Source organism: Cognataquiflexum rubidum, from assembly GCF_022538115.1.
Classification (GTDB): domain Bacteria; phylum Bacteroidota; class Bacteroidia; order Cytophagales; family Cyclobacteriaceae; genus Cognataquiflexum; species Cognataquiflexum rubidum.
Window position 1 is genome coordinate 72,562 of record NZ_JAKZAL010000005.1, and the last position, 14,437, is coordinate 86,998.

At 43.1% G+C, this 14,437-nt stretch carries 14 protein-coding genes; 7 read left to right on the forward strand and 7 right to left on the reverse strand.

Annotation, left to right across the window (positions count from 1 at the left end; translation table 11 throughout):
* Positions 1 to 18 precede the first annotated feature (18 nt).
* The 4 genes from MMU05_RS07520 to gloA2 all read right to left on the reverse strand — a co-directional run bounded on the left by MMU05_RS07520 (position 19) and on the right by gloA2 (position 2,872).
* On the reverse strand, positions 19 to 1,014 hold the full coding sequence (locus tag MMU05_RS07520; protein WP_241141060.1) for an AAA family ATPase: 996 nt from the start codon (positions 1,012 to 1,014) through the stop codon (positions 19 to 21).
* Positions 1,011 to 1,838, reverse strand: a complete 828-nt coding sequence (locus MMU05_RS07525; protein ID WP_241141061.1) for a DUF4349 domain-containing protein — start codon at positions 1,836 to 1,838, stop codon at positions 1,011 to 1,013. The genes MMU05_RS07520 and MMU05_RS07525 overlap by 4 nt, the downstream gene beginning before the upstream one ends.
* 97 nt (positions 1,839 to 1,935) lie before the next feature.
* A complete protein-coding gene (locus MMU05_RS07530; RefSeq protein ID WP_241141062.1) occupies positions 1,936 to 2,385 on the reverse strand; it encodes a hypothetical protein in 450 nt (149 codons plus the stop codon).
* A gap of 94 nt (positions 2,386 to 2,479) precedes the next feature.
* Complete coding sequence (gloA2, locus tag MMU05_RS07535) at positions 2,480 to 2,872, reverse strand: SMU1112c/YaeR family gloxylase I-like metalloprotein (RefSeq protein ID WP_241141063.1); 393 nt, start codon at positions 2,870 to 2,872, stop codon at positions 2,480 to 2,482.
* Between the two features lie 312 nt (positions 2,873 to 3,184).
* Between gloA2 and MMU05_RS07540 the strand changes: the two genes are divergently transcribed.
* From MMU05_RS07540 to MMU05_RS07550, 3 genes are read left to right on the forward strand one after another with little or no spacing between them, the layout of a single operon-like run.
* Positions 3,185 to 3,667 carry an RNA polymerase sigma factor gene (locus MMU05_RS07540; protein WP_241141064.1) on the forward strand — a complete coding sequence of 161 codons (483 nt, stop codon included), beginning with the start codon at positions 3,185 to 3,187 and terminating at the stop codon, positions 3,665 to 3,667.
* Complete coding sequence (locus MMU05_RS07545) at positions 3,667 to 3,987, forward strand: hypothetical protein (RefSeq protein ID WP_241141065.1); 321 nt, start codon at positions 3,667 to 3,669, stop codon at positions 3,985 to 3,987. The genes MMU05_RS07540 and MMU05_RS07545 overlap by 1 nt, the downstream gene beginning before the upstream one ends.
* A gap of 23 nt (positions 3,988 to 4,010) precedes the next feature.
* On the forward strand, positions 4,011 to 4,808 hold the full coding sequence (locus tag MMU05_RS07550) for a hypothetical protein (RefSeq protein ID WP_241141066.1): 798 nt from the start codon (positions 4,011 to 4,013) through the stop codon (positions 4,806 to 4,808).
* Between the two features lie 50 nt (positions 4,809 to 4,858).
* On the opposite strand, the gene MMU05_RS07555 is transcribed toward MMU05_RS07550, so the two are convergent.
* Entirely contained in the window at positions 4,859 to 6,547 is a 1,689-nt protein-coding gene (locus MMU05_RS07555) for a DUF885 family protein (RefSeq protein ID WP_241141067.1), read from the reverse strand.
* A complete protein-coding gene (locus tag MMU05_RS07560) occupies positions 6,544 to 7,422 on the reverse strand; it encodes an AraC family transcriptional regulator (protein WP_241141068.1) in 879 nt (292 codons plus the stop codon). The genes MMU05_RS07555 and MMU05_RS07560 overlap by 4 nt, the downstream gene beginning before the upstream one ends.
* A gap of 605 nt (positions 7,423 to 8,027) precedes the next feature.
* On the opposite strand from MMU05_RS07560, the gene MMU05_RS07565 reads away from it, so the two are divergent.
* The 4 genes from MMU05_RS07565 to MMU05_RS07580 all read left to right on the forward strand — a co-directional run bounded on the left by MMU05_RS07565 (position 8,028) and on the right by MMU05_RS07580 (position 13,313).
* Complete coding sequence (locus tag MMU05_RS07565; RefSeq protein WP_241141069.1) at positions 8,028 to 8,918, forward strand: dihydrodipicolinate synthase family protein; 891 nt, start codon at positions 8,028 to 8,030, stop codon at positions 8,916 to 8,918.
* A gap of 333 nt (positions 8,919 to 9,251) precedes the next feature.
* The gene (locus MMU05_RS07570) at positions 9,252 to 10,697 is read left to right on the forward strand and encodes an aldehyde dehydrogenase (NADP(+)) (protein WP_241141070.1); all 1,446 of its coding nucleotides are present in this window, start codon (positions 9,252 to 9,254) and stop codon (positions 10,695 to 10,697) included.
* Between the two features lie 142 nt (positions 10,698 to 10,839).
* Complete coding sequence (locus MMU05_RS07575) at positions 10,840 to 11,844, forward strand: 4-hydroxyproline epimerase (protein ID WP_241141071.1); 1,005 nt, start codon at positions 10,840 to 10,842, stop codon at positions 11,842 to 11,844.
* A 224-nt stretch (positions 11,845 to 12,068) separates the two neighbouring features.
* Positions 12,069 to 13,313 (forward strand): NAD(P)/FAD-dependent oxidoreductase, encoded by a 1,245-nt coding sequence (locus MMU05_RS07580; protein ID WP_241141072.1) that lies wholly within the window; start codon positions 12,069 to 12,071, stop codon positions 13,311 to 13,313.
* A 342-nt stretch (positions 13,314 to 13,655) separates the two neighbouring features.
* Here MMU05_RS07580 and MMU05_RS07585 read toward each other — a convergent pair whose 3' ends face one another.
* Positions 13,656 to 14,393 carry a CBS domain-containing protein gene (locus MMU05_RS07585; protein WP_241141073.1) on the reverse strand — a complete coding sequence of 246 codons (738 nt, stop codon included), beginning with the start codon at positions 14,391 to 14,393 and terminating at the stop codon, positions 13,656 to 13,658.
* Between the last annotated feature and the right edge of the window lie 44 nt (positions 14,394 to 14,437).

Consider the following 14,437-nt stretch of genomic DNA (forward strand, 5'->3'; position numbering starts at 1 on the left):
AAGCTAGGATTTAGGTAATCAGTTTTTCCCGAATTTGGAAAATTTGCTTTCCTGCAAAATTTCCAATTCACCGGAAAGGGTTTTCAAATCTTGCATCATAAGATTGATCTGAGAAACGATTTGGTCATACATGCCTGCCCTTTCTTCTAGTTCATCACTATAGTAAACGCCTCCATTTCCAAAAAACTTTTCGATCATTTCCTCTCTATCTTTTGGCTTTAAATCTTCAAATAATCCCAAACTAATCCATTTTTCAATGATTTCTTCTCTTTTGGAGACCTGCTCTTCTTTTTCAGGATAGACATAATTGAGGTAATACCACACCGATGCCGGGAAATATTTGGAGGTTGCCGGTCCTTCCCAAATCTCCTGTAAATGGTTCCTTTCATGTTCGAAAGTCACTTTCTTCTTATTTACCAATATCATTACCCCAAATGTTGCTCCCAAAATCCCGGCACTAAGAGCGATGTATTCAGGTGTTTTGCCATTGTCAAAAAAAATTGTTGTCCCTACTGCCCCTAGGGCCCCAACGACTATTGAAGCTACTGTTAACTTGGTATTTGTATTATCTTCCTTTGCTTTGAGGTATTTGGAGATCTGATCGGCCCTGTACTCTTCGCACTCGAGTTCAGCAGATTCGGAGGAAATTTCCAACTCTGCAAAACCAATGCGCTGAAATAGTTTCTGATACAATTCCAGATGACGGATCCTTTGTTCAATACCTGGATTAGCATATAATTCCTCCATACTTTGTAGATATCGTTCCATTAGTTCCAAAATACCCATGGCATTGGCGATGTTGATACTTTTCTTGGAAAAATTCTGCTCAAGGTTTGCTGGAATTGTAATAGTATGTAGAGGAGGAGGAATCTGGTCCTCCTCATATTCGTAATAATAATCCTGAAAGCAATTGCTCTTATCCAAGCGCAGGTTGATGTTCGAATCCTGAATACTCGCACAGGAAACAAACAAGAAAACAGCTACGGGGATTATAAAAAATCTGACAAGGTTCATGGATGTTTTTTATTTCTTCTTTTGAGATATACTACCAAAACAAAGATCAAGGCTCCGGCAAAGTAGAATGGCCACAGTGTCACCAATCCAACCAAGACGGTCAAAAACACCTGCCATCCATTATCCAAAGCATTAAATACCCTCACCCAAAATCCCTTCTTTTTGGGAGAATTGAGTTCATAAGGCAATTCCTCGTAAAACTGTACCTGCAAGGAACTGAATTGAATCTGCTTGCTGAGGTAATTGAACTGCCCCTCCATCATCTCGATATCGGTTCGGACTTCGTTGAGGTTTCGCTCGATTTCAAGGATGTCTTTTACCTGATTGGCTTTGGACAATATTTCCCTGTACCTGATTTCAAGTTCCTTTTTGTTTTGGATTCGGTTTTGGAGGTCATAGTACCTTTCGGTGACATCATCGACATTGGAGTATTTGCTTTCTACCTTAAAGGCAATTCCGGAAATGGAATTCAACAGACTGTCATACTTTTCAGAAGGAACACGAATGCTGAGATTGTAGCTTTTTCTGTAATTGTCGTTGTTTTGATTTTCATTTTCGAGGTAGGCATTTAATCCCCCAAGCATGCTTTTGATCTTGACATAATCCTTTTCTATATCCTCAGATTGGAAATTAATTCCTCCCGACCGAACCAATTTTTGGCTGATATCCTGGGAAAGAAGCAGCTTTTCTGACAATGGGTAGGCTTGTGCCGTAGGAGGCGCTTCTATGATTTCATTGAACTCCACCGGTATGCTTTCCACAGTATCTGAAGGATTGTTGGAGCAGGCGGCAATGATAAATGCCATGGTGAAAAATAGCTTCATGGAATTGGGGTTAATTTCACCCAAAATTTAAGAAAAAAGCAGGTAACAAAATCTTGCTTAAAGCATATGTTTTTCAAATTCAAGGAATGTTACCGATTTATCGATAATCATCGGAGGTGAATGTGAGGTCAAAAAGGTGGGTACTGTTTTTGTCTTTGTAGGTGTAAGTCATGGCAGCGCCATGTGCCCTGAAATACTGCAGGTCGGGATTGTTTTTGATATTGTTCAAGATCTGTTCCCGGAGAAATTCTTTTAGCTCGTCTTCCTCAAAATTCCCTTTTTCCATATTGACAAGTGTATAATGGTAAAGAAACACTTCGCCTCTTTTGGTTTCTGTCCGGTCGAGACGGGTATTTTGATCCACCAAAATAGGTGTGGTTTTATTGATTTCTGTGGAGAGCAAAGCCAACTGTTTGTCAAAAGCAGAATCGGTATAAAATAATTTTTTGACGGCAAATGCACTGGTCAGGACAATCATCAAGCAAAAAAGCACGATTATCTTATTTTTTTTGGAAGCCAGTTCCTTGTTTTTTGGATTCGGATTCATGGGGTGGGCTTATAAAGGTGGCTGAAAATTACCTAATTTTTTTGGAAATGCATGAAGCCCTACACCCATAGAGCCAATCATTTTTTGGGCGCTTTTACTTTTCATAAAACTCTACCGGCAATCCATCCGGATCGGTAATGAAGGTGAATCTTTTGCCTGTAAATTCATCTGTTCTGGTAGGTTCAAAGTAAATTCCTGAGTCATTCAACTTTTCCAAAACCGCCTCCAAATCCCCCACTTCAAAGGCCAAATGCCTCAATCCCGTAGCTTCCGGTCTCGAAAGCCTCCTCGGCGGATCAGGAAATGAAAACAATTCGATGATATATTGCCCATTCAAAGAAAGGTCTAGCTTGTAAGAATCACGCTCTTCCCGGTAAACTTCGCGCGTGATTTCCAAGCCCAAAACTTCTGTATAAAACACCTTTGATTTCCTGTAATCCGAGCAGATGATGGCAATATGGTGGACTTTGTTGATCAGGTTTTTCATAGTGGGCCAAAGGTAAACAGGGTTTTTTTGGTTTGAAAAACTGGAGAAATAACATTATCCTTTCTTGATAGGATTTATGCTTCCTATTTCCTTTTTTTATCCCTGTACGCAATGATACCTGTAGATTGAATATCCATTTTAATTAGTGTCTGTCGGCTTAAATGCCCTGTACATCCGTCTTCCGTCCCGATTGAAGAAGAATATGGGGTCACAGGCAAAGAAGCGCATATCCATCTTTTTTTTTCTCAACTTCTAAAAATTTTCATACCGGCTTGTCATATAATCTTAACTTTTTGAAACAAAGGGATACAAATGAAAAAACATTGGCTCGAAACCATACTCAAAGAACTTCATTCCGAAGCTTACCATTGGTCGCGGCAGTGTTGCTCATTTGATGATGATCGGGCCAAGGATGTCCTGCAGCTTGTGTATCTGAAAATACTGGAAGGCAAAGCTGTCTATAAGGAAAAGTCCCAAGTCAAAACCTGGCTGTTTTCAGTGATCAGGTTTACGGCTTATGAAGAAATCAAAAAGGAAGGAAAAAACTCCTCATTGGACCAGCTGCCTGACATGGCTTATGAAGATGATCCTCCGGAAAATGATTCCCATGAGGCTTTGCTCCAAGCGCTGCCGGATCGGCAAAAGGAAGTGTTGCTGATGGTATTCTACCACGACATGACCTTGGAGCAATGTGCCGAGGTGATGAATCTTCATATAGGCACGATCCGGACCCATTATGACCGGGGAAAGAAAAAATTGAAAGAGTGGATTGAAAAAACAAGAATAGAAAAGTGATGAGAAACGAAACCGATAAAGAATTACAAAGCTTCTTTGATCAATTAAAGGAGAATGATCGGGAGATTCAAATTCCCGCTTTTCCGGAACCGGCAAAACAAAGCAGCATCAATTGGTGGATTCCAATAGGGATTGCAGCGTCTCTGACTTTGGGATTTTTCCTTTTGCCTCAAAATAAAAAGGATCTCAATCCTCCGGCTGAGGTTATCATTATCACGCTTGAAAAAGATGAAAATAACAACCAACAAATCCTGATTGAAGAAAAAACCTATCTTGAAACCTGGGAATCTCCAACCTCCTCCCTTTTGACCGAATACTGAACCAACAATAAATCTACTTGACCATGCTAAAGAATTCCCTTTTCATCCTCCTATTCCTTACCGCAAGCTTGGGCAATGCCCAGGACATGTTTCAGGAATACCTGTTCTCTGCCGATATCGTCATGAAAAACAGGGATAAAATTTCCCTTTCTGATGCCCAGGCTGAGAAAATCAAAAAAATCCACAGTACTAATGCCGCAGACTTTAGTACACTCAAATGGGATCTGGATGCGGCCACTGAAAAGCTGAAAAAACTGTTAGCAGAATCCAAACCTGATGCGGTAGCTGTTTCCAAACAGATGGATGTTGTTTTGGACATAGAAAATCGCTTGAAGAAAAAGCAGCTCAGTACATTGGTGGCCATAAAAAATGAGCTGACAGAAAATCAACAAGCTTCTTTGAATGGATCCAAAAATTGGATGTTATATGCTTCTCCGGCAAAGATTCCATCTACATTTCAAAGCACAAGTCCACAATTCAGAGTTGGTACAGGGCCAATAGATTCTGATGGCAGTTTTGCACAAGAACGTGTAAATGGCATAACTGTCACACCTAACTCCTCAGACTCATACGTTATAAACTCAGATCCAAAGTCCAAGATTTATCTCCAAATGGATCCTAAATCTAAAGGGGATAAACCGGTATACTACCTAAAAACGAAAAATGGATTGGAGGAATTTTTCGATTTTGATAACATCAATCCCAATGATATTCAAAGCATTGAAGTCCTGAAGGGTGAATCAGCAACCATAAGGTTTGGGGAAAAAGCCAAAAACGGAGCAATCATTATCACCTTGAAAAAAGACAAACAAGAGGAGTAGTGAAAAACCCTCCAAGGGTTCGAAACCCTTTGAGGGTTGATTTCCCCACCTCAAGGGTTTAGAAACCTCCAATTACTTTTGAAATTCCGTGGAAGATTTTCTTCTTTCATCCTTGCACGGAGCAGTTCGATCGGCATGTAGTTTTGGCTGATAAAGAAATCATGGAATTGCTTTTCGGTCATTTTTCCTGAGGCCAACATCTCGTTTTTCAAAGCATACACTTGAAGCCCCCCGATCATATACGCCAATTGGTAAAGTGGCCCATAACTACCTTCAAATGACCTTCTGACTTCCGCTTCGGCATTTGCCCGCTCATGACCGACCTTGTCTACTAGGAAGTCGATGCATTGCTGTGGCGTCCATTTGCCTAGGTGGTAATTGAGCGAAAAGACAATCCTTGCTGCCCGGTGCATTCTCCAAAACAACATGCCCACTTTGTCTTCGGCATTTCTTGGGAAATTTTTGTCCCAAAGGTTAAACTCCCAGTACAAAGTCCATCCCTCTACCCAAAATGGTGTATTGAATATCCTTCGGTGAGGGAAATGGCGCTGATTCATGTATTGCTGCATGTGGTGTCCGGGGATCAATTCATGCTGTACTGTTGCTCTGGAGAAATGGGGATTGTTTCCCCGCATACTCATCATTTTGTCGGCATGCGACATTTCAGAAGTGGGATAGGAGATGATAATCGTTTCCCCACCCAAAAAGAAGGGACTGACTTTTTGCCTTTCAGCTGACATCATGGAAGTCCGCCAGGTTTCTTTGGCCATCTCCGGAATGGTCATCAGGTCTCTTTCCTCCAAGAAGGTAATCGCTTCCTCTGCCATTTCGGTGACCATTTGCGGCCATTCTCCGGCGGGGACGTAGGTATTTTTCACTTTCTCCAAAGCGGCTTTCCAGTCATTGCCAAATCCCAATTCCTGCGAGGCTTTGAGCATTTCGCGCTCACACCAGGCATACTGTTTTTCCCCTTCTGCCAAAAGTTCTTCCGCAGTGTAGGGGATCATGTTGTAAGCCAGTTCCTTTTCGATGGCTACTTTTCCCACCACTTTGCCGATAATTCCCGATCCGTCATCCTTCACCACGGTATTTTCAAAATGGTTTTTCAAAAATTCGCCATAGGCTTTTAAGCTTTTGTCCATGCTAGCCATGGGTTCCTTCATCCACCAGGTGAATTCAGGGTCATAGTCAAAATAAAACTTGTAAGCTTCTTCTGTACTCTTTCTCATCGCTTCTACCACTTGGGAGGCAAGTTCCGCTTTTTGCCAACTGTCGTAAGGCTTGCTTTTTTTGCTTTGCTCCCATTTGGTTTTCATAGCCATTTCGACTTGGGTAAAAACAGCGGCCAATTCCTGCGCATTGGGTTTGGTGGCCATCCTTCGAGCCTGATAGAATTTTTCTAGCGGAGCTGCAAAGTCCACCACATTTTTTACGGCTTTGTATTCTTCAAAGGCGGCGGAATGAAAGTAGCTTTCCTTTTCAAGGTAATTTTTGAAAATCTGGTAGTCCAGTTTGCCATCCGCAGAATAGGAATCATAGGGCATACTTTCCAGTGCCTTCAACCAATCAGCATACAAGCGACTGATTCTTTCAAAATATTCATCCGAAAGTGGATTGTTATATTTTCTGTTGAGGGCAGTCCAGTCAGCCTGATAGCTCATGATGGCGGGGTAGAGTTCGGAGGCGGATACCTGCCAAGCCATCAGGAATATGATTGAAATAAGGAGCAGTTTTTTCATAGGTTTTGAAAATGGATTTGTTTGCGGAATGATTTCGGGGTGGTCAGTATATATTTCTTAAATGCCCTATTAAAGTAAGAAAGATTTTGGAAACCTGTCTGATAAGCGATTTGGGAAATGGAAAGGTCGGTTTCTTGGAGCAGGTGACAGGATTTGTGAATACGGAGTTCATTGAGAAATTCTGTAAACGTCTTCCCGGTCCGCTCCTTGAAAAACCGACAAAATGCTTCCTTGCTCATGTTTGCGGTTTCTGCTACTTCTTTGAGGCTGATGTTGCGGTGGTTCTCAGCAAGGATAAAAGCCATGACATTGCCCATGCGCTTACCTTCAAGTTCAGAATAATCCCTGATAGGAAGCAGTCGGTTAAGTGGTAGCATTGCATAGGGTTGTTGCAAGTACCGGATCATTTCCAAGGCTGCCAGGACTTTTTCCATCCCTGTTTTTAAAGCAAATTTCCGGATGCTGTTTTTAAGGAATTCCTGATTTTCGCACTTGACCACGTAGCAACCTTTGATGGCGTTGACCCATTGTCTCAGTTCCAGAAATTCTTCAACTTCCCAGATTCCTTTACCGAGCGCCTCAAAATCAAAGAAGATCGTGTTGCTGACGGATTTGATGGAATTGGTTTTTTGGAAGTATTCCTCATCAGAACGGAAGACATGCGGCACATTTGAACCAAGCAGGTAAATATCTCCCGGTTCAAACCTCCCCAGATAATCCCCAACCATCAATTGGCCTTTTCCCTCCAAGATGAGAGTAAGTTGCCACTCAGGATGCTGGTGGAGTTTGTCATAGAAGTGACTCCCTTCATCCACCTGGAAGCGGACAAATTCCTTTTGCGACTTGGGGATTTTGAAGGGAATAACTTTGGACATGCGTTGTTAGCTTATTCTTTGTCAGCTTTCTATTTAAAATGGATTAATCTTTGAATTCTTAACCAACCTTTCCTTGTCATTTCGAGTCGTTAAAATTGGCATTTACAGAAAGGGGATGACGATTGGTGGTGCGTCATCTTGAATCCGAGGTACGAGGATGAAAGATCTCAGAATAAAAGAGACTCTTCGCTTCACTCAGAGTGACGACCTAGACAAATACGTCATTGGTAAGGAGGCACGACTGAGAATCCTTTTTCTAAGTCTTCAAAAGACTTCTCCCTACGTTCGAAGTGACAAGTTGAAGCTGATTTTTTTCTCAACCTTGAATAGAAAGGAATTGTAATCTCATGAACTTCCCAATATGTATGCTTTTTTTCCACAAAACCATATAAACCCAGGATTGAAAATCGATTGTAAGGGCTCCGCCACGGCGGACAAGTATGGACTGTCGACCATGGACTATGGACTAATTAATTTTCAATATGATATTAATTTATTTTTACCAAAATATCTAATTCAAAATCAATATGGTATTACTATTGACTAATCAAGTGTAAGTATCAAGCCATTAATCGCTTTACCTTTGAATAAAAAAATCTACGACTATGAATTGGCAAGGTGTATTTCCGGCAGTGACGACCAAATTCCATCAGGATGGAAGCTTGGACATGGACATGTTTTTCAAAAACCTCGATGCGCAGCTCGAAGCCGGCGTACATGGTATCATTCTCGGAGGCACTTTGGGTGAATCCTCGGTACTTAGCTTGGAGGAAAAAATCCAATTGACAACCGAAACGGTAAAGTATGTCAATGGCAAAGTTCCTGTGATCCTAAATATCGCCGAAGGAGCCACGCGAGATGCCATATTTTGGGCACACAAGGCAAAGGAAATGGGCGCTTCAGGTTTGATGCTTTTGCCTCCGATGCGGTATGGTTCTGATGCAAGAGAGACCGTCGCTTACTTCAAGGCGGTGGCCAACAGTACTGATTTGCCGATCATGATTTATAATAATCCCGTGGATTATAAGACTTTGGTGACCTTGTCTATGTTTGAGGAATTGACCGATTGTCCAAATATCCAAGCCATCAAAGAATCAACCCGAGACATTTCAAATGTCACGAGAATGAGAAACCTATTTGGTGACAGGTTCAAAATCCTCTGCGGAGTTGATACTTTGGCCATGGAAGAATTGCTGATGAGCGCTGACGGGTGGGTTGCCGGGTTGGTATGTGCTTTTCCAAAGGAGACTGTTGCCGTCTATAACCTCGTGAAGGCCGGAAAGACAGAAGAAGCTTTAAAAATCTACCGTTGGTTCTTACCTTTATTAGAACTCGATATCCATCCGAAGTTGGTGCAGTACATCAAGCTTGCTGAGCAGATGGCAGGCATCGGGACAGAATGGGTTCGCGCTCCTAGACTGACTTTGATCGGGGAAGAAAGGATAAAAATCGAGAACATCATCAAGAGGGGTTTGGAGCATAGACCGAAACTGTAAGTATTTACGAGGTGCGATTTACGAAGTACGAATTAGGCGAGGTGAAGTTTCTTAGATTTCTTAGACTTGGAATTATTCGATTGCTCTTTAACAAAACCTATCCTTTTTCATTTCGAAGGAGGTACGACTGAGAAATCTTAAATGCCAAAATATAAAAGACTTCTCTCTACGTTCGAAGTGACAAGGTGAACTTTAATTGGTTTCTTGACCTTCTGTTTGACATAAACAAGACGTCGAAAAAAGGACAACAAGACAACCTGATAACCCTCCAACAATTAGAACCATTACAACAATTACAACAAATAGAACAATTACAACCATTAACCAAACTCCATGACCTACGACCAGATTTTTGCCAAAGCACAGGAAGCATTCTTGTTATATAAAAACCTTCCAGGAAAAGAGAAAGCGGCTTTTCTCCGAAAAATCGCAGATGGATTGGAGGCTGAAAAAGCCACCATTATCCCTTTGGCATCCAAAGAATCGAACCTTCCCGAAGGAAGGATTACCGGTGAACTTGGAAGAACCACAGGTCAGATCCGCTTGTTTGCAAAGTTGGTGGAGGAAGGAAGTTGGGTGGAAGCAACCATCGACCATGCAGATCCAAACCGCACTCCGGCACCAAAACCGGATATCCGAAGGTTTTTGACACCTCTTGGTCCGGTCGTCGTATTTGGAGCAAGTAATTTTCCATTGGCATTTTCTACAGCAGGAGGGGACACCGTTTCTGCATTGGCGGCGGGTTGTCCGGTGATATACAAAGCACACCCCGCCCATCCTGAAACTTCCAAACTTGTTTCCCAGGTCATTCATAGAGCAGTTGTAGATTCGGCTTTACCGGATGGAATATTTCAGCATGTGGAAGGTGGCGCCAAAGAAGGACAAGCCTTGGCAGTCCATCCGATTGCAAAAGCCATTGCATTTACGGGTTCACATTATGGAGGCATGGCATTGTTCAAAACAGCCAGCCAAAGAGAAGAACCGATTCCTGTTTTTGCCGAAATGGGTTCTGTGAATCCGATTTTTACCTTCGAGCAAAAACTTTCCAAAGACATTGCAGGAAGTGCCAAAGCATTTATATCTTCTTTGACCCTTGGAGTGGGGCAGTTCTGTACCAATCCGGGTTTGATCTTTGTCCCAAAAAGTCTGCAAAAGGAATTTGCGGCAGCAATCAAAACTGAAATTGAAGACATCGCTGCGGCACCGATGCTGCATGAGGGAATCGCGGATGCTTACTACAATGCTTTGCAATATCTTCAAAGTAGGGAAGAACTCGAATGGGTAAAAGTTGCAGCTGCCAAAGACCTGATCAAAGGCCATCCTGCTCTGGCAAAAATCAAAGCCAAAGACTGGTTAAGTGATGACAAATTCCAACAAGAAGTTTTCGGGGCATTTGCGATGATGGTGGTGTATGAAGGTGAGGATGATTTGCTTGCCATAGCCGAAAAACTCCATGGACAGTTGACCATCACCATTTGGGCGGAAGAAGAAGAACTCAGCGACAAACTTTTTCTAATCAATCTTCTTGAGGAAAAATGCGGCAGAATGCTGTACAAAGGCGTTCCGACCGGAGTTGAAGTGGGCTATGCCATGCAACATGGCGGTCCTTATCCGTCCACTTCTGACAGCAGAAGTACTTCCGTCGGTGTCTACGCAATCAAGAGATTTGCAAGACCGATAGCTTTCCAAGACATGCCGGATATTTTATTGCCTGATGCACTGAGAGAAAGCAATCCTTTGGGGATTTGGAGAACAATAGACGGCGAATTCATAAAGTAGGCAGAAAATTGTTTTTGTCAACAGTCAACAGTCCATAGTCCACAGATAGGCATATATTTAGAAATAAGGTGGTTTTATAACTTTCTAACTTTCAAAACCTTTCAACATTTCAACCCTTAATCTTCCAATCTTTCAATTTCTTATGTCCTCTAGAAGTACCTTCTCCTGCATCGACGCACATACCTGTGGCAATCCTGTCAGACTTGTTTCCGGTGGAGTACCTTTTTTGGAAGGGAAAAACATGGTCGAAAAGCGGCAGTATTTTCTTGACCATCTTGATTGGATCCGCAAGGGGCTGATGTTTGAGCCGCGTGGGCATGATATGATGTCAGGTTCGATGCTTTTTCCACCTCATGATCCTGCCAATGACGTTGCGGTTTTATTTATCGAAACAAGTGGTTGTCTGCCCATGTGCGGTCATGGCACCATCGGGACTGTTACCATTGCGATAGAAGAGGGATTGATCACGCCGAAAATTCCCGGCCAACTGAGAATCGAAGCGCCTGCCGGATTGGTAAGGGTGAGCTATGTGAAGGAAGGCAAAAAAGTCAAATCCGTCAAACTGACCAACATTGCTTCCTACCTTGCCGCAACCGACATTGAGGTGCATTGTGATGACTTGGGTACGCTCAAAGTAGATGTGGCTTATGGGGGGAATTTCTATGCCATTGTCGATCCACAGGAAAATTTCTCAGGAATCCAAAATTTCCGGGCCGAGCAACTCATCATGTGGAGCCGGGAAATCCGCAAAAAGATCAACGCTTCCCACCAATTTGTCCATCCAGAGCATCCTTCTATCCGGGGACTTTCTCATTTGCTTTGGACGGGCGAACCTATAGACCCCACTTCTACCGCCAGAAATGCCGTTTTCTACGGCGACAAAGCCATCGACCGCTCACCCTGCGGGACGGGCACTTCGGCTAGGATGGCACAGTGGCATGCCAAAGGTTTGTTGAAAAAAGGGGATGAATTTGTCCACGAGAGTTTTATCGGTTCCAAGTTTACAGGCAGGATAGAAGAGGAGACTTCCGTCGGAGACTTTCCTGCCATCGTTCCAAGCATCGAAGGTTGGGCAGTGGTGACAGGCTACAATACCATTTTCCTTGATGACGAAGACCCTTATGTGCATGGATTTCAGGTAATCTGAAGGAAGCGAGAGGCGAGAAACGAGAGCCGAGATGCGAGAGACAATAAATTCAGAATTATGAATTAATAATGAAGAATGACTGGACTCGATTACAACTACAACCAAACTAACCCGATAACCTGACAACGCGAAGCGGACAACAATTACACCAACTACAACATTTAAATCCAAACATTACCAGAATTCAGTCTCATGTCTCAAGTCTCCCATCTCACATCTAAAAAATGAAACCAACCATCATCATCGGCGGCGGGATCGTCGGACTGTTTACTGCGTATTTCCTTCAAAAATCAGGAACGGAAGTCATCATCATTGACAAAGGTGACATGCAGGTCAATTGCTCCACCGGCAATGCCGGGATGATCGTGCCGAGTCACATCATTCCGCTAGCCGCTCCGGGCATGATAAGCAAGGGGATTTCCTGGATGTTTTCTTCCAAAAGTCCCTTCTATATCCATCCTAGATTTGACCGGAAGCTCTTGCAATGGTCGTGGTTGTTTTACCAATCCGCCAACAAATCCCATGTCGAGAAAAGCATCCCCTACCTGAAAAACCTCAGCCTGATGAGCAAAGCGCTGTACCAACAGTTCAAGGCTGAGCACATCGAGTCAAACTTGGGCTTGGTGGAAAAGGGTTTGATGATGCTTTATCAAACTGCCGATGTAGAAAAGGAAGAGATTGAATTTGCACATTTGGCGCAGAAACATGGCTTGGTGGCAGAAATCCTCAGTCCGGCAGACATCAGGAATATCGAACCCAACCTTGAAGTGAAGGCAAGGGGTGCAGTGCTTTTTCCCGGCGATGCCCACCTTTCCCCAGCTGCTTTATATAGCTTTTTGAAAAAACATTTGGAAGAAAATGGTGTGCAGTTCAAAAACCAAGTGACAGTCACCGGATTTGAAACAAAATCAGATAAAGTCATCGGCGTATTGACTTCGGAGGGAAAAATCGAAGGGGATAAGTTTGTGCTTTGTGGAGGCGCTTGGTCTGCCGAATTGGCTAAGATGTTAGATTTTTCACTTCCCATGATGGGCGGAAAAGGATACAGCTTTATCCAGGACAACAAGCCTGAAATCAAGCAGGCGAGCATTTTGACAGAAATGAAAGTTGCCGTCAGTCCTTATGGCAATCAGATCCGATTTGGTGGCACGATGGAAATCGCCGGAACAGATGAATCCATCAACATCAACCGGGTTAAGGGAATCTTCGAATCCATCAACCGGTATTATCCGGATTTTCAATCCAAATTCCCCGAAACCGATCAGATCTGGAAAGGCTTGAGACCCTGTTCACCCGATGGTTTGCCTTATATCGGTTTTGCGCCAAATTGGAAGAATGTTCTTGTCGGCAGCGGCCATTCCATGATGGGTATTAGCCTGGCACCTGCGACAGGAAAAATCCTCGCAGAACTCCATGCCCAAAAATCCCCAAGCATGGAATTGGCAGGTTTTAAGGTGGATAGGTTTTGAATCTCGACCTCAGAATAGGGCGAATCTGTTGTTCCGGGGTTAACCAATTTCATTTACACACGAACCCAAAATAAAAAGCTTCTCCGACAAGAATATTTGGAGAATGAAGTAGTTTACGAGATCTCAGGGCTACGCCCCTTTCGTTCATTTACCATATCAATTGCTACGAAGATTTGAGGGCTACGCCCCCACCTATGTATGTACGCTATGATGCCAGCAAAATGATAATTTGATATAGTTCTTTGCCAAACACTGAGAAGTCCGATACTTCCGACTTCGGTCTTCCGTCCTGTTTGAAGTATAATATAAGCTTGCTGGCAAAAAAGCCGATAACCCCTTAATCTATTCCCCAAAAACCTGATCTTCTGCATCGATAATGATCCTGATAAACCGGATGATAGTGTCAATTTCTTCCCATGAAAATCCCAGATTTCCCTGCGAGTGGGCAAGTGCATCGCGCAGCTGACCGATGTCATTCATCATCTTGACAAAACGGTCTCTGCTATACTCCGGATCAAATTTTTTGAAGCGCTGATTTTTGGAAAAGATAGAACCCAAGTCACCAAACTGCAGGCATTGCACCAAATCAATTTCTTCTTTCCGTCCTTTTTTCCACTCATAGAGTGATCGGGCGCTGTTGAGCCGGTTTTCGGAAATGCTTTGTTCCCAATGTGGGAGGTATTTGCGGATCAGTTCCTTCAGGTGGGTTTCCAACAGGCTGATCATTCCAAAAAACCCGATCCTGAGAGGAATCTTGTCGAGGTCAGTCCGGGTGACGATGTGCGCGATTTTTCCATCTTCTTCAATGAAATACCGCCTCTTGTCGATCAGCATTCTGAAGGCAATCAACAGCGGAGTTTCAGATGGCATGATGTCATCCTCAGGGATGGGAACCGGAGATGCATCACCGATATCGAATTTCATCAATATCCCATCGACATCCACGACGGCCGATTGAAAATTCCGTTTTTCCATTTCTTCCCTGTAACTGTTTTGGTCAAAAACCAACAGATTTTCTGCAATGGGCATGACATTGATCTGTTCTTCAAAAAGCAATCGGAGGCGGTCCAAAGAATTCATAGGCTTGGTGGAAAGTTTTTGTGAAAATATAAAAATAGCTTTTA